At 44.2% G+C, this 16227-nt stretch carries 13 protein-coding genes and 2 pseudogenes; 12 read left to right on the forward strand and 3 right to left on the reverse strand.

Features of this window, described 5'->3' with window-relative positions; translation table 11 throughout:
* Positions 1 to 63 precede the first annotated feature (63 nt).
* Both Q4A91_RS08090 and treR read right to left on the reverse strand, forming a co-directional pair.
* Positions 64 to 4956 (reverse strand): annotated as a pseudogene (locus Q4A91_RS08090) (SIALI-17 repeat-containing surface protein); the annotation flags it as partial.
* Between the two features lie 253 nt (positions 4957 to 5209).
* Positions 5210 to 5923: a trehalose operon repressor gene (treR, locus tag Q4A91_RS08095; protein ID WP_303212564.1), complete on the reverse strand. Its 714-nt coding sequence runs from the start codon at positions 5921 to 5923 to the stop codon at positions 5210 to 5212.
* A gap of 184 nt (positions 5924 to 6107) precedes the next feature.
* On the opposite strand from treR, the gene treP reads away from it, so the two are divergent.
* The 12 genes from treP (at position 6108) to yidD (ending at position 16075) form a co-directional block, all read left to right on the forward strand.
* Positions 6108 to 8075: a PTS system trehalose-specific EIIBC component gene (treP, locus tag Q4A91_RS08100; RefSeq protein WP_303212565.1), complete on the forward strand. Its 1968-nt coding sequence runs from the start codon at positions 6108 to 6110 to the stop codon at positions 8073 to 8075.
* A gap of 63 nt (positions 8076 to 8138) precedes the next feature.
* Positions 8139 to 9764 carry an alpha,alpha-phosphotrehalase gene (treC, locus tag Q4A91_RS08105; protein ID WP_303212566.1) on the forward strand — a complete coding sequence of 542 codons (1626 nt, stop codon included), beginning with the start codon at positions 8139 to 8141 and terminating at the stop codon, positions 9762 to 9764.
* 144 nt (positions 9765 to 9908) lie between these two features.
* Complete coding sequence (locus Q4A91_RS08110) at positions 9909 to 10154, forward strand: YneF family protein (RefSeq protein ID WP_000364984.1); 246 nt, start codon at positions 9909 to 9911, stop codon at positions 10152 to 10154.
* A 205-nt stretch (positions 10155 to 10359) separates the two neighbouring features.
* Positions 10360 to 11154, forward strand: coding sequence for a glutamate racemase (racE, locus tag Q4A91_RS08115; RefSeq protein ID WP_000370379.1), 795 nt, complete (start codon positions 10360 to 10362; stop codon positions 11152 to 11154).
* On the forward strand, positions 11151 to 12122 hold the full coding sequence (locus Q4A91_RS08120) for a nucleoside-triphosphate diphosphatase (protein ID WP_303212567.1): 972 nt from the start codon (positions 11151 to 11153) through the stop codon (positions 12120 to 12122). The genes racE and Q4A91_RS08120 overlap by 4 nt, the downstream gene beginning before the upstream one ends.
* The gene (locus tag Q4A91_RS08125; RefSeq protein WP_001118939.1) at positions 12098 to 12619 is read left to right on the forward strand and encodes a metallophosphoesterase; all 522 of its coding nucleotides are present in this window, start codon (positions 12098 to 12100) and stop codon (positions 12617 to 12619) included. Before Q4A91_RS08120 ends, Q4A91_RS08125 begins: the two co-directional genes overlap by 25 nt.
* Entirely contained in the window at positions 12616 to 13077 is a 462-nt protein-coding gene (cbpB, locus tag Q4A91_RS08130; RefSeq protein WP_303212568.1) for a cyclic-di-AMP-binding protein CbpB, read from the forward strand. The genes Q4A91_RS08125 and cbpB overlap by 4 nt, the downstream gene beginning before the upstream one ends.
* Positions 13074 to 13808 (forward strand): site-specific tyrosine recombinase XerD, encoded by a 735-nt coding sequence (gene xerD / locus Q4A91_RS08135; RefSeq protein ID WP_303212569.1) that lies wholly within the window; start codon positions 13074 to 13076, stop codon positions 13806 to 13808. The genes cbpB and xerD overlap by 4 nt, the downstream gene beginning before the upstream one ends.
* Positions 13808 to 14536 (forward strand): segregation/condensation protein A, encoded by a 729-nt coding sequence (locus Q4A91_RS08140; protein WP_303212570.1) that lies wholly within the window; start codon positions 13808 to 13810, stop codon positions 14534 to 14536. Before xerD ends, Q4A91_RS08140 begins: the two co-directional genes overlap by 1 nt.
* 18 nt (positions 14537 to 14554) lie before the next feature.
* A complete protein-coding gene (scpB, locus tag Q4A91_RS08145) occupies positions 14555 to 15124 on the forward strand; it encodes an SMC-Scp complex subunit ScpB (RefSeq protein ID WP_303212571.1) in 570 nt (189 codons plus the stop codon).
* Positions 15111 to 15833: a pseudouridine synthase gene (locus Q4A91_RS08150; RefSeq protein ID WP_001222228.1), complete on the forward strand. Its 723-nt coding sequence runs from the start codon at positions 15111 to 15113 to the stop codon at positions 15831 to 15833. Before scpB ends, Q4A91_RS08150 begins: the two co-directional genes overlap by 14 nt.
* Complete coding sequence (yidD, locus tag Q4A91_RS08155) at positions 15833 to 16075, forward strand: membrane protein insertion efficiency factor YidD (RefSeq protein WP_303212979.1); 243 nt, start codon at positions 15833 to 15835, stop codon at positions 16073 to 16075. Before Q4A91_RS08150 ends, yidD begins: the two co-directional genes overlap by 1 nt.
* A gap of 32 nt (positions 16076 to 16107) precedes the next feature.
* Here the strand turns inward: yidD and Q4A91_RS08160 are convergent.
* A pseudogene (locus tag Q4A91_RS08160) lies at positions 16108 to 16227 on the reverse strand (iron ABC transporter substrate-binding protein); the annotation flags it as partial.

The raw sequence follows: 16227 nt of genomic DNA on the forward strand, positions 1-16227 counted from the left end.
CAAAACGAGTCATCCCTTAAAAAACACTTTATAAAAATTGTACAGAAAAGTGTTCCCTTTTCATTCTTTAGAAGAATGATTTCCAGTTTTAGCAAGGTTAGAACTAGCTGAAAGTTGTTCAGTCTTGTGTGCCAAGGTTTCTGTATCTGAAGGACTTGGTTTTTCCTCTGTGTTAGAGCTTGTTCCAGTAGCTTGATAGACGACAGCATAGGTACTAAAATGATTAGTGATGAATTCTACCTTTCCGTCTCGAACGGTGAAATCAAGGGCTTGCAACTCCTTATTTGGAGTGAGGTAGTAAACATTTTCTACGCTAGCTGAAACAGGCAAGCGAACTAAGACAGCGCCTTTTGGCTGCAAGCTATGATCGGTTGGATTTTTAAGCTGTAGATTGTAAGCATCATAGGTCTTGCCAAAGAGTTCTTGAGCTAGGATACGTCGGCTAGAAACGTGAGAAATTCCTTCTAAGTCGCTGGCTCCACCGATGATTTCTACTCCAGTCTCCTTATCTTTCAAGACTTGAACTGGATAGTCAGGAAGGCTAAGGGTTGGAGTGGCCTGATCTCCACTGGTTCCAATAGGTTCGGTGTATTCAGGTTTTTCAAAAATAGGTGGCACTTCTTGCCCTGCAGTCCCGATAGGCTTATTGTATTCAGGAATTTCAACAGTAGGCGCTTCCTCTTGCCCTGCAGTCCCGATAGGCTCAGTGTATTCAGGAATGGCAACAGTAGGAGCTGGTTCCTCTCCCTTGCTTGTAGTTGGTTGCTTCTCATCAACTTTCTTTTCATCCTTTTTAGTAAATACAGCTACGATAGGGCTACTTGTGGTATTTCCTTGAATGGTATAAGCTTCAATGGCATTTCCAGCTTTGCGATCGGTTTCTTCAGGGATTGGGATTTGAACTTGATTGTCTTGGATTGATAGCACGGTCTGATCCCCACTTGTAACCAGATGCGTTTCGTCCACTTTGCGCAAGACCAGAGGATCTTTGACACCTGGGAAGGTTACAGCGATGGCTTCCCAGTCTCCAGATGGTAGGGTTAAGGAAATTTCTTTATCGTTTTCCTTAAGAGGAGCGATACTTGGACTATCTAGACCAACAGCAGGGGCTTTGATGATGTCAAAGGAGTCTAGAGAGATTTTCTTGCGACCTTCTGGCGAATCTGGGTCAACTTGTAATGTCAGGGTGTGCGGACCGTCAGTAAGGTTTGTAAATTCGCCAATAAAAGCTCTCTTTTCAGTTGCACCTGAAGTGTAGAAGTCTAGACTTGGCATTTCTTTGCCATCTAGTGTAACACGTGCTCGTCCAAGGGCAAGGCTCTTCAAACCATAAATTCGAATACCTGTTCCTGTAAAGGAAATGGTTGCCTGAGCTTCTGAGGCTGCACTGGAGTCGCTGTTGTTGATGTCAGCGTATTTTTCCGTACCACCGTAGTGTTCAGGGTCAGACCAGTCCTTAAACTGGGAACCATATTGGATGCGCGAATCACGATCGTCCATTTTTTCAATTGGATTGCCTGTTCCTGCTAGGATCTTGAAGTAGTCTAATGAAATTTTCGAGCGCTCACTACCACGGTGTTTGTGCTCATGTTTAACGCTAAGAGTCAATGTGTGAGGTCCGTCAGACAATCCTGCGAAGCGACCGATGAGACTACCTTTTTCAGTTGCTCCAGCAGTATGGAAATCAAGTTCGCCGACCTCTTTGCCATCAATTTTAGCAGTGGCAAGACCTAATTCAGACGATTTCAGTCCATAGATTTCGATACCAACGCCAGTGAAAGGAATGGTAGCAGTGAGATCTTCGTCTGTGTAGTCTCCTTTTGAAAGGTCAGCAAATTTCTCTGTTCCTCCAAATAATTCTGAGTCTGCCCAGTTTTCGAAGGCAGCTCCGTACCGGATGCGGCTATCTCGGTCGTCCATCAACTCGCTATAGGTTTCGACAGTCGCTTGTTCAGAGACTTGTGTGGAAACTTCGCCCAGCATCGCCTTGACGGTATAAGTATAGGCGAGTTGAGGATTTAGTGATCGGTCGATAAAGTTAGTTTGATTGGTTACAAATTCTCTAGTTGCAGAGGTTTGGCCAGACTCATCTTTTACTTGTCTTTGGATGACATAGTGGGTAGCGCCTTCTACTTGGTTGAAGGTGAGTTTGGCAGTGACTCCATTTTGTCGAACTGCTGTCAGACTGGTTACACGACCGGGGAAGTGTTCAAAGGTAATTACGTCCCCTTTTTGAGTTGCTAGTTGGATGCGATTGTTTTTGAGAATCGTTGCCTTGACTGGCTTGCCATTGACCTTGATCTGACTGGCTTCGATATTTGGATAATCTACAACCAGGTCTCCACCGACATTTGAAAGGAAGGACAAGCTTTGCAGGTTTTTATCTTTCCACTTCATGCTAACTTCAAAGTTACCACGGGCAATCAAGCCAGAAACCTGACCGTCTTTCCAAGCATCTGGAAGGGCTGGTAATGGCGCAATATAGCCAGTATGAGATTGGAGGAGCATTTCTGCCATACCACTGGTTGCTCCAAAGTTGCCGTCGATTTGGAAAGGCGCGTGGGTATCCCAAAGATTTTCTAGGGTTGAATACTTAAGCTGTTCAGCGAGTAAGCGATGGGCGCGGTTACCGTCCAGCAGACGAGCCCAGAGGTTGATTTTATTGGCCTTAGACTAACCTGTACCACCATCTCCACGGTGGTTCAAGGTAGCACGCGCAGCCTCTAGGTATTCAGCCTGATCCTTGCTAAAGAGCGTACCTGGGAAGAGACCAACTAGATGGGAAACGTGACGGTGGTTGTTTTCAATCCCTTCATTTGTGAATTGCGGACTGTCCTCCTCGTACCATTCCTTGATGCGTCCCTCTTTGTTGATGTGAAGTGGTTTGAGTTTGTCAAATTTAGCCTTGACTTCTGTGACTAAGTCTTGGTCGACATTCAGATGGTTGGCGACCTCCATGTAGTCGTGGAATAGCTGCCAGACTAGCGATTGGTCAAAGGTATTTCCGATGGTGATGGTTCCGTGTTCTGGTGAGTAGGATGGTGAAGACACCCAACGGTCACTGGCCTTGTCATAGTGCAAGAAGGAGTTCCAGAACTTAGCTGTTTCCTTGAGCATTGGATAAATCTTTTCTTTGAGATAGGTCTCATCCTTGGTAAATTTATAATAGTCATAGACATTCTGCATCATCCAAGCGTTAGCAGCTGGAGACCAACCCCAATAGTAATTCCAGCCTGGAGTAGTCCAGCCAAATGGTGTCGCCTGGGTGTGGACCAGCCAACCATTTTCTTGTCCATCTTTTGATTCGATACCAGCGTATTCCTTAGCAGCGATACGGCCATAGTAACGCATATCGTCAATGTAATTGAGCATTGGCTTGGCAGTTTCAGCCAGGTTGCTCATGTAGGCTGGCCAATAGTTCATTTGCAAATTGACATTGAGGTGGTAGTCAGCGTTCCAAGGTGGATTGTCTACGGCATTCCAGACTCCTTGTAGGTTGGCAGGAAGGGCATCTGTCCGATCACGAGACGAACTGATGAGTAGATATCGACCGTATTGGAAGAAGAGTTCTTCCAGTTTTTGCCCTTTTTCTGGGTTATAGCCTTGAAGGGCCTCTTTTGTCGTTTGAGCAGTCTTGTTTCCGCCTAGATTTAGTTTAACGCGGTTAAAGAGACTTTGATAGTCCTTGATATGGACCTTTTTAAGTGTCTCGTAGTCTTTGGCCTTAGCTGCTTCGACAATCCCTTTAACTGTTTTTTCGAGGTCAATGTCTTTTCGATAGTTGGTTTTTGGATCCTGAGCAAAGTTAGTCTTGGCACTGAGATAGAGGGTTGCATAACTTGCGCCTGTAACGGTCAGAGTTTCGTCCTGAACAGTCACCTTTCCGTCCGTTTTAATTCCTAGATAGGATGCAAATTGGAGGCCGTTATCTTTGACAGTTCCCTTTAGAAGGATTCCGTTTGTATCTGTAGTGACATGACCATTCTTATAGTTAGAATATTCCCAAGAGTAGTTGCCATTAGCAAGCAAGTCTTCTGTCAAACTGTTCCAAAGGGTAAAGTCAAGTGTCTTGTTTCCTTTTTTGGTCAAGTGAGTCACAGTGACATCGTCAGGATAGCTGGAGAAAGTTTCGCGTTTGAAAGTCGTCCCATCTTGGGTATAAGAAGTTGTCGTAGTGGCTTCCGTGATATCTAAACCACGATGATAGTCTGTTACAGTATCTACCCCTTTCTTCTGGTTATTAAAGACCATGAAGATATCTCCAAAGGCTAGGTAACGTCCATACTGGGCGTTGTTTGGTCCAACTAGATTTTGTTCAGCTAGCTGTTTTGCTTTTTGGCGGTCACCAGCTTCGAGGGCTTTGCGTATCTCTGCTAAGACCTTGTAGCGATCCTTGTAGTTTCCACCGTTATAGTCGGTGCTATCGGGTTGTGGTCCTCCTGACCAGAGGGTCTTTTCGTTGTACTGGATTCTCTCTTACCCAATCAGACCAAAAACCTTGGCTCCCATTTCTCCATTTCCGACAGGGAGGGCTTGTTTTTTCCATCCATCATAGGAGGGAGCTGTTGGCTGATCGTAGTTGAGTTGATAGTTTTCTTGCTTTGTCACCGGCTGATCTGCCTTTTCAGGTTCCTTATTTTCTTTAGCTTCTACAATGGCTTCTTCACTAGCTTGACTATTTGTCGTCTGAGTCTCCTCAGCTGGCTTGCTTTCGGAAACTACTGGACTTTCTTCAAGGGACGGATTTGTAGTTTCAGTCGCTTCAGCTGCTTTGGGTTCACTATCAGGCTTAGTGATAGCTTCGACAGAGGTTGGTTCAGTCTGTTTAACTTCAACACTGTCTGCGGCTACAGTGTGGTTGACTAGAAAAACAGCTCCCAGTAAAACAGAAGCAGTCCCAACCGTCAGCTTGCGGATGCTATAGCGACAGGATTTCTCCCAAAAGTGTTTTTTCATAAAACCTTCCTTTGCGTATTCGAAACCGCTTACATTTTATAAAGCGGTTTCGTTTAATTTGTTTCTATTTATCTCCTCACCTCCCATTCTAATGGTCGCTTAGCATTTGTCAAGAGCTTTTTAGCAAGATACATATTTGCTGTTGTTTTTTCTTAAAATAGTAGAATAAGTAGCAAGTAGTCCCTCTTTTTCAACTCTCAACTAGATCGTTTACTACTAAAAAACAGTTGAGAGTATCCCCAACTGTAAGTGTTTATTTCGGATGTCTTTTGGCAAAGTCAACAAAGTGAAATTTTTCTAATTTATGGCGACTTTCGGTGAATTGAAACTGGCGCCCGTCTTGGAGATAGACTTTTGACTTGATTGAAACGACATAAGGGTCTTTGCCAATGTCCATGAGAATCTTGTCTCGGTCACCCGTGTGGTCAATGGTGATTTCCTTCTGAGCATAATCAATATGGAGTTTGAGGTCGTCTTCTATATACGAGTAGATAGATTGCTCAGTGATTTGGCGAGTGAGATTTGGGACCAGTTCCATATCCAGATAGTCCGTATCCAGAACCGATACCAGGTTATCCACCACACGCTGGCGGACCACCTTCCACATCATCCGAAACTCTGGAAAGCCGGTTATCAGTGAGGACTTCTTATCGATAATGATTTTGTCCAGACTGACGACATTAGTCTTAGATCGAAGTCCAAGTTCATGGACCAGTTCTTGGTAGCTGGTTAGGTTGGAGACAGGGAAATTGACCGTTTCTTCTTTAACGATTTGAGAACCTTGCCCCCTTATCTTTTTGATTAATCCTTCTTCTTGGAGGAGGGACAGAGCTTTTCGGACGGTGTCACGGCTCACCTGATACTGATTCATGAGTTCGTGCTCACTGGGGAGGAAATCTCCGACAGCGTAAGTCTCGTTTTGAATGGTTTTTTGGATTTGCTTAAATAATTGTTGGTATTTCTTCATATTGCTTCCTTAAATGAGTTTTGAGTCTTATTCCATAAATACTTGTATCTATTTTACCATACAAGTGCTAGAAAATATCCAAAAATATCCTCTTTTTATCGCAAACAAGTTGCATACAAGTTTGGTATCGTTTACAATAGAGCTATCAAGTCAAGCTTGCTTTGACAAATATAAGGAGAATCAAATGGGAAAATTTGAACAAGAAGCCAAAGATCTGCTTCAGGCGATCGGAGGCAAGGAGAATGTCACTGCTGTCACCCACTGTGCGACACGGATGCGTTTTGTTCTCGGGGACGAAAAGAAGGCCAATGTCAAGATCATCGAGTCGATTCCAGCCGTCAAAGGGACCTTTACAAATGCGGGTCAATTTCAGGTGATTATCGGGAATGACGTGCCGATTTTTTATAATGATTTTACAGCTGTTTCAGGCATCGAGGGTGTCTCCAAAGAAGCAGCCAAATCCGCAGCTAAGAGTAATCAAAATGTACTTCAACGTGTCATGACCACTCTAGCTGAAATCTTTACACCGATTATTCCAGCCTTGATAGTCGGAGGGTTGATCCTCGGTTTCCGTAATGTTCTTGAAGGTGTGCATTGGTCGATGTTGGATGGTAAGACCATCACAGAATCCTCTCAGTTTTGGGCAGGGGTTAATCACTTCCTCTGGTTGCCTGGTGAAGCGATCTTCCAGTTCTTGCCAGTAGGAATTACCTGGTCTGTCTCTCGTAAGATGGGAACCAGCCAAATTTTGGGAATTGTTCTCGGAATATGTTTGGTTTCACCTCAGTTGCTCAACGCCTATGCAGTAGCGTCTACTTCAACAGAAGAAATCGCAGCCAACTGGGTATGGAATTTTGGCTACTTTACGGTTAATCGTATTGGTTATCAGGCTCAAGTTATTCCAGCCTTGCTTGCAGGTTTGAGTCTGTCTTATCTTGAAATTTTCTGGCGCAAGCATATTCCAGAAGTCATTTCCATGATTTTTGTGCCTTTCTTGTCATTGATTCCAGCCTTGATTTTGGCTCATACTGTCTTGGGACCAATCGGTTGGACAATTGGGCAAGGACTCTCCGCAGTTGTATTGGCAGGATTGACTGGTCCAGTTAAATGGCTCTTCGGTGCAATTTTTGGTGCTCTCTATGCTCCATTTGTCATCACTGGTTTGCACCATATGACCAATGCCATCGATACACAATTGATTGCGGATGCTGGCGGAACTGCGCTTTGGCCAATGATTGCTCTTTCTAATATTGCTCAAGGTTCTGCTGTATTTGCCTATTATTTCATGCACCGCCATGATGAGCGTGAGGCTCAGATTTCACTTCCTGCAACCATTTCAGCCTATCTCGGTGTTACAGAACCAGCCCTCTTTGGGGTCAATGTCAAATACATCTATCCATTTGTAGCTGGGATGATTGGTTCAGCCCTTGCAGGGATGTTGTCTGTTACTTTTAATGTAACGGCGGCTTCTATCGGTATCGGTGGTTTGCCAGGTATCCTCTCTATTCAACCTCAATACATGATGCCGTTTGCAGGAACCATGCTAGTTGCTATTGTTGTACCAATGCTCTTGACTTTCTTCTTCCGCAAAGTCGGTCTCTTTACAAAGACAGAGGATGATACAGCCTTACAGGCAGAATTCGTTGCCCAAGAAGAGGCAGAATTTGTCAGTCATGAACCAGTAACCCTTGCTCCAGTAGAAATTGTCAGCCCACTGACTGGTCAAGTGAAAGAATTGAGCCAAGCTACGGACCCTGTTTTTGCATCAGGCGTTATGGGACAAGGTCTAGTCATTGAACCAAGCCAAGGTGAGTTGACTTCTCCAGTCAATGGGACAGTGACGGTTCTTTTCCCTACCAAGCATGCCATTGGTATTGTCTCTGATGAGGGGGTAGAATTGCTCATCCACATCGGTATGGATACAGTAGGTCTTGATGGCAAAGGTTTTGAAAGTCTTGTAGCCCAAGGAGACCACGTCACAGTAGGTCAGAAATTGATTCGTTTTGATATGGATGTCATTAAGGCTGCAGGTCTCGTGACAGAAACTCCTGTTATCATCACCAATCAAGATGCTTATACAGCGACTATCACTGGAACTTATCCAACAACTATCCAAGCTGGGGCAGCTCTCATGGTCGCTACACGAATCTAATCGAAATAGCACAAACAGGGAAGGAACATCAGTTCCTCCCTTTTATCAGAAAAGGAGAAACAGATGGCACTTGATAAAGGAAAAGTAGTCTATCAAATCTATCCAAAATCATATAAAGACACCACTGGAAATGGTATTGGGGATTTCCGTGGGATTATCGAAAAAATTCCCTATCTAGCCAAGCTAGGTGTGGATATGGTCTGGCTCAATCCATTCTACCCAAGCCCCCAACGGGATAATGGTTACGATATTTCAGATTATATGGCAGTGGATCCTCTTTTTGGTGATATGGCTGATTTTGAAGAGATGGTACGTGTCGGTAAAGAGCACAAGATTGACTTTATGTTAGATATGGTGCTCAATCATTGCTCGACAGAACACGAATGGTTTCAGAAAGCCCTAGCTGGCGACCAGTACTACCAAGACTTTTTCTTCATCCAAGACCAACCGACAGACTGGCAGTCTAAGTTTGGCGGCTCTGCCTGGGCACCTTTCGGGGATACAGGGAAATATTACCTCCATCTCTTTGATGAGACCCAGGCTGACCTTAATTGGCGCAATCCCAATGTTCGCAAGGAGCTTTTCAAGGTTGTTAATTTCTGGCGAGACAAGGGAGTCAAAGGTTTCCGATTTGATGTAATCAATTTGATCGGTAAGGATGAGGTCTTGGTGGACTGTCCTGAAAATGAAGGCAAGCCAGCTTACACAGACAAGCCCATCGTTCATGACTATTTGCGCATGATGAACCAAGCCACTTTTGGATCAGATGATAGTTTTATGACAGTTGGGGAAATGTCTTCAACCACCATGGGAAACTGTGTCCTCTATTCGTCACCTGACCGTCAAGAATTATCCATGACCTTTAATTTCCATCATCTCAAGGTGGACTACAAGGACGGACAGAAGTGGACCTTGGCGCCCTTTGATTTCGAAGAGTTGAAAAGTCTTTACCATAGCTGGGGCAAGGAAATGAGTGACAAAAACGGCTGGAGTGCCCTCTTTTGGAACAATCACGACCAACCACGAGCCTTAAATCGTTTTGTCGATATTCAACATTTCCGCAATGAAGGGGCGACTATGCTGGCTGCCAGCATTCACCTGTCACGTGGGACACCTTATATCTACATGGGTGAGGAAATCGGAATGGTTGACCCAGACTATGATTCCATGGCTGATTATGTGGATGTCGAGTCCATCAATGCTTATCAGATGCTCTTAAAAGAAGGGAAAAGTCAGCAAGAAGCCTTCCAGATTATTCAGGCCAAGTCGCGTGATAATTCACGCATTCCCATGCAGTGGGATGCCTCAGAAAATGCAGGATTTTCAACAGGCACTCCATGGCTGAAGGCAGGAAAATCCTACCCTCACATCAACGTAGAAAATGAAATCAAAGGCCCAATTTTCGCCTTCTACCAAAACTTGATTCGACTTCGTAAAGAAATGCCAATCATTTCAGAAGGAAGCTACAAACCAGCTTTTGAAGACAGTAAGCAAGTCTATGCCTTTGAACGACAGTATGAGAATGAAAAGTTACTGGTCCTCGATAACTTTTATGCCACAGAAGTAGAAATTGACCTGCCAGTAGCCTACCAAAATGGACAGATTCTGATTTCAAACTATGAAGATGTAGAAGTATCAGAAAAAATTATTCTGAAACCGTATCAAACACTGGCTATTTATGTAAATTAAACGCAGCAAGGAGCTCTCTTTCATTGAAAAACAGGGCTCCTTTTTTGTCGCCTATTGCCCTTTTTGAAAGCGTAAAACAAACTAGTCAGGAAAATCACTTTATGGTATAATATAGAAGACTCAAAAAGAAACAGGAGAAAAAGAATGGATTTACTTTTAGCAATTGTCTTGATTGTGCTAGCTTTTCTAGGGGGAGCTCTTGGAGGCATTTACTTGGCTCGTAAGCAAATCGAAAAAAAATATGCTGACAACCCCCGTTTGAACGCTGACGCAGTTCGTGCTCTCTTGAGTGCAAATGGTCAAAAACCAAGCGAAGCCAAGGTACAACAAGTTTACCACCAAATCATCCGCCAACAAAAAGCAGCCCTTGCTAAGAACAAAAAGAAATAAATAGGAAAAGTCTGGGATGAAAGTTCCAGACTTCTCACTATGTTCAATAGTTCTCAAGGATAAGACTTTTTCCTTGCATTCTATTGATATTTGATTATGATTAAAAGAGAGGCAGTTGCCATTCTATCAAGCTGTCTATCCGTTCATTTAGGACGAGTAATTATGATGAACTATCAATCAGAAAAAAGACTAGAAAGAAGACTGTATGGATAATCGACCAATTGGTTTTTTGGATTCGGGTGTCGGGGGCTTGACTGTTGTACGTGAGCTCATGCGCCAGCTTCCCCATGAAGAAATCGTCTATATTGGAGATTCGGCACGGGCACCCTATGGTCCCCGTCCTGCTGAGCAAATCCGTGAATATACTTGGCAGTTGGTCAACTTTCTCTTGACCAAGGATGTCAAAATGATTGTCATTGCTTGTAACACTGCGACTGCGGTCGTCTGGGAAGAAATCAAGGCCCAACTAGATATTCCTGTCCTAGGTGTGATTTTGCCGGGAGCTTCGGCAGCTATTAAGTCCAGTCAAGGTGGGAAAATCGGGGTCATTGGAACCCCTATGACGGTCCAATCAGACATCTATCGTCAAAAAATCCATGATTTGGATCCAGACTTACAGGTGGAAAGTTTGGCCTGTCCCAAGTTTGCCCCCTTGGTGGAGTCTGGTGCCCTGTCAACCAGTGTTACCAAGAAAGTGGTTTATGAAACCCTGCGTCCCTTGGTCGGCAAGGTGGATAGCCTGATTTTGGGCTGTACCCATTACCCACTCCTTCGCCCTATCATCCAAAATGTCATGGGACCAAAGGTTCAGCTCATCGATAGTGGGGCAGAGTGTGTACGGGATATCTCGGTTTTGCTTAACTATTTTGAAATCAACCGTAGCCGAGATGCGGGACCTCTTCAACATCGTTTTTACACAACAGCCAATAGCCAAAGTTTTGCCCAAATTGGAGCAGAATGGCTAGAAAAAGAGATTCATGTGGAGCATGTAACTTTATGACAAACAAAATTTACGAATACAAGGATGACCAGGACTGGTATGTCGGTGTCTGGGATGTCTATGGAGGCATCTATAGCCTTATCAAAGATTCTCTCGAGCTTGATTTTATGGATTTAGCGCGGATTTTTCGTGACGAGGAAAATGGCTTTCCGATTACGATAACGGTGATGCGCTGGTCTTCTAACTTCCGTCTGCTCTCCTTTATCGTTGAGATTTTAAATGCAGAAGCAGGTCGCAATCTAGAAGTCATCCAACGTCAGGGAGCTCTACTCTTGGTTGAAAATGGACAGCTTTTGCATGTCGAATTGCCTAAAGAAGGAGTCGATGTAGAAGCCTTCTTTGAAACTAACAAGGTCAGAGAAACCTTATTGATTGCAACTCGTAACGAGGGCAAGACCAAGGAATTCCGAGCTATCTTTGACAAACTAGGCTACGATGTGGAAAATCTCAATGACTATCCAGATCTACCTGAAGTAGCAGAAACTGGCATGACCTTTGAAGAAAATGCCCGCCTTAAGGCAGAAACCATTTCCCAATTAACAGGAAAGATGGTTTTGGCAGATGATTCTGGTCTCAAAGTCGATGTCCTTGGCGGTTTGCCAGGAGTTTGGTCAGCGCGATTCGCTGGTGTAGGAGCAACTGACCGTGAAAACAACGCCAAACTCTTGCACGAATTGGCCATGGTCTTTGAACTCAAGGATCGCTCAGCCCAATTCCATACAACCCTAGTCGTAGCTAGTCCAAACAAGGAAAGCTTGGTGGTCGAAGCTGACTGGCCAGGTTATATCAACTTTGAACCCAAGGGGGAGAATGGTTTTGGTTATGATCCCCTCTTCCTTGTGGGAGAGACAGGTAAGTCAGCAGCCGAATTAACCCTGGAAGAAAAAAATAGCCAATCCCACCGTGCCTTAGCCGTTAAGAAACTTTTGGAGGTATTTCCATCATGGCAAAGCAAACCATCATTGTAATGAGTGACTCCCATGGCGATAGCTTGATTGTGGAAGAAATCCGTGACCGCTATCTAGGTAAAGTTGATGCCATTTTTCACGATGGTGACTCTGAACTCCGTCCAGACTCTCCGCTTTGGGAAGGCATCCATGTCGTCAAAGGAAATATGGACTTTTATGCTGGCTACCCAGAACGTTTGGTAACTCAACTTGGTCCGACCAAGATCATCCAGACGCATGGACACTTGTTTGATATCAATTTCAACTTTCAAAAGTTGGACTACTGGGCTCAGGAAGAAGATGCCGATATCTGTCTCTATGGTCACTTGCATGTGCCAAATGCTTGGATGGAAGGAAAGACTCTTTTTCTAAATCCAGGCTCCATCAGCCAACCACGAGGAACTATTAGAGAATGCCTCTATGCCCGTGTGGAGATTGATGACAGCTATTTTAAAGTAGACTTTTTGACACGTGATCATGAGGTTTATCCAGGTCTGTCCAAGGAGTTTGCTCGATGATTGCCAAGGAATTTGAAGAATTTTTATTGGAGCAGGAAGGGACTTTTCTTACCCCTGCTGAGAATCTAGCAGCCTTGATTGATTCCCATAACGCTGACCATGCGATTTTGGTGTTGAGCCAAATCACTTATACCCGTATCCCTGTTGTGACCTTTGACAAACGCTTTGTTGGAACCATTGGGCTGAGAGACATTTTGGCTTATCAAATGGAGCAAGGTTTGACGGATGAGCAGATGGCAACGACAGACATCGTCAATATGACCAAGACAGATGTGGCAGTCGTCGCTCCAGACTATAACATCACTGAAGTCCTCCATAAACTGGTGGATGAACCCTTCTTGCCAGTGGTAGATGATGAAGGAATTTTCCAAGGAATCATCACGCGCAAGTCCATCCTCAAGGCAGTTAATGCCCTCTTGCATGACTTTAGTAAGGAATATGAGATTCGATGCAAATGAGAGATAGGATTTCAAACTTTTTAGAGGGAAAGCAGGACTTGTCTGCCAATTCCAAGCAGTCCTATAAGTATGATCTGGAGCAATTTTTAGACATTGTGGGTGAGCGGATTTCTGAGACCAGTCTTAAGATTTACCAAGCCCAGCTAGCCAATCTAAAAATCAGCGCCCAGAAGCGAAAACTTTCGGCCTGTAACCAATTTCTCTACTTTCTCTATCGAAACGGAGAAGTGGACAGCTTTTACCGTCTGGAATTAGCCAAACAAGCTGAAAAGAAGACTGAAAAACCAGAAATTCTAGACCTAGACTCTTTTTGGCAGGAAAGTAATTATCCAGAAGGACGCTTGCTGGCGCTTCTTATCTTGGAAATAGGGCTCTTGCCAAGTGAGATTTTAGCCCTTAAGGTTGCAGATATCAATCTGGATTTTCAGGTGTTGCGAATCAGCAAGGCTTCCCAACAGAGGATTGTCACCATACCCACGACCTTGACTCCAGAATTGGAACCCTTGATGGGGCAGACCTATCTCTTTGAAAGGAGTGGGAAAACCTATTCTCGTCAGTGGGCCTTTCGTCAGCTGGAGTCCTTTGTCAAGGAGAAAGGTTTCCCAGAACTATCCGCTCAAGCCTTGCGGGAACAGTTCATTCTAAGACAAATAGAAAACAAGGTCGATTTGTACGAAATTGCAAAAAAATTAGGATTAAAAACAGTCCTGACCATAGAAAAATATAGATAATGGATATTAAATTAAAAGATTTTGAAGGGCCACTGGACTTACTCTTGCACCTGGTTTCTAAGTACCAGATGGATATTTACGATGTGCCCATTACAGAAGTTATCGAACAGTATCTAGCCTATGTCTCAACTCTGCAGGCCATGCGTCTGGAAGTGACGGGTGAGTATATGGTTATGGCCAGTCAGCTCATGCTGATCAAGAGCCGCAAGCTCTTGCCAAAGGTAGCAGAAGTGACAGACTTAGAGGATGACCTGGAGCAGGACCTTCTCTCTCAAATCGAAGAATACCGCAAGTTCAAACTCTTGGGTGAGCACTTGGAGGCTAAGCACCAAGATCGGGCCCAGTACTATTCCAAAGCGCCAACAGAGTTGATATACGAGGATGCGGAGCTTGTACATGATAAGACGACCATTGACCTCTTTTTGGCTTTTTCAAATATCCTAGCCAAGAAAAAAGAGGAGTTCGCACAGAATCACACGACCATCTTGCGGGATGAGTATAAGATTGAGGACATGATGGTCATCGTAAAAGAGTCCTTGTCAGGACGAGACCAGTTGCGCTTGCAGGATTTGTTCAAGGAAGCCCAGAATGTTCAAGAGGTTATTACCCTCTTTTTGGCGACCTTAGAGTTAATCAAAACTCAGGAATTAATCCTCGTGCAAGAGGAGAGTTTCGGAGATATCTATCTCATGGAAAAGAAGGAAGAAAATCAAGAGGCACAAAGCTAGACTTGATAGAGAGGAAAGATGAGTACTTTAGCAGAAATAGAAGCGCTCTTGTTTGTAGCAGGTGAAGATGGGATTCGAGTTCGCCAGTTGGCTGAACTCCTCTCACTTCCACCGACAGGCATCCGACAGAGTTTAGAAAAATTAGCCCAGAAGTATGAAAAAGACCAAGATTCGAGCTTGTCCCTGATCGAGACAGGTGGTGCATACAGATTGGTCACCAAGCCTCAATTTGCAGCGATTTTGAAGGAATACTCCAAGGCACCCATCAACCAGAGCTTGTCTCGGGCTGCCCTTGAGACCTTGTCCATCATTGCCTACAAGCAACCGATTACCCGAATTGAGATTGATGCTATTCGTGGGGTTAATTCTAGTGGAGCTCTAGCTAAGCTACAAGCTTTTGAATTGATACGAGAAGATGGGAAAAAAGAAGTGTTGGGCCGCCCCAACCTCTATGTAACAACGGATTATTTCCTAGATTACATGGGAATTAACCATTTGGAAGAACTGCCAGTGATTGATGAGCTTGAGATTCAAGCCCAAGAAAGCCAATTATTTGGTGAAAGGATAGAAGAAGATGAGAATCAATAAATATATTGCCCACGCAGGTGTGGCCAGTAGGAGAAAAGCAGAAGAGTTGATCAAGCAAGGCTTGGTAACCGTCAACGGACAGGTAGTGCGTGAACTCGCAACGACCATCAAGTCAGGTGACAAGGTCGAAGTTGAGGGCCAGCCTATCTACAACGAAGAAAAGGTCTACTATCTGCTTAATAAACCACGTGGAGTGATTTCCAGTGTGACAGATGACAAGGGCCGCAAGACTGTTGTGGATCTCTTGCCCAATGTCAAAGAACGCATTTACCCGGTTGGACGTTTGGACTGGGATACATCAGGTGTCTTGATTTTGACCAATGATGGGGACTTTACGGATGAGATGATTCACCCCCGTAATGAGATTGACAAGGTCTATGTCGCGCGTGTTAAAGGTGTGGCTAATAAGGATAATCTCCGCCCCTTGACCCGTGGACTTGAGATTGATGGCAAGAAAACCAAGCCGGCTGTCTATGAGATTCTCAAAGTGGATCCAGTTAAAAATCGCTCTGTGGTACAGTTGACCATCCACGAGGGGCGTAATCATCAGGTTAAAAAGATGTTTGAAGCTGTTGGTCTTCAAGTGGATAAGTTGTCTCGGACACGTTTTGGACATCTAGATTTGACTGGTCTTCGTCCAGGAGAATCCCGTCGCCTTAATAAAAAAGAAATCAGCCAACTACACACTATGGCTGTAACCAAGAAATAATGAAACGAATCTTAATAGCGCCAGTACGCTTTTACCAACGTTTTATCTCACCGGCCTTTCCGCCCTCATGTCGTTTTGAACCTACTTGTTCCAACTACATGATTCAGGCTATTGAAAAACATGGCTTTAAGGGTGTTTTGATGGGCTTGGCTCGAATTTTACGTTGTCATCCCTGGTCTCCAATAGGAAAAGATCCTGTCCCAGACCACTTTTCTCTCAGACGAAATCAAGAAGAAAAATAAACCCAACATCATTTGATGTTGGGTTTTCTTGTTTATTTCAAAGCTTTTTGTGCGTCTTCAATCATGAGTTTAGTTGATTCAAGCCCGCCACCACTTAGATACCAGAGGTCTGGTGTTAGTTGGATAATTTTACCATTTTTAGCGGCAGGAGT

Origin of the sequence: Streptococcus sp., assembly GCF_030528045.1 — a bacterium.
Classification (GTDB): Bacteria; Bacillota; Bacilli; order Lactobacillales; family Streptococcaceae; genus Streptococcus.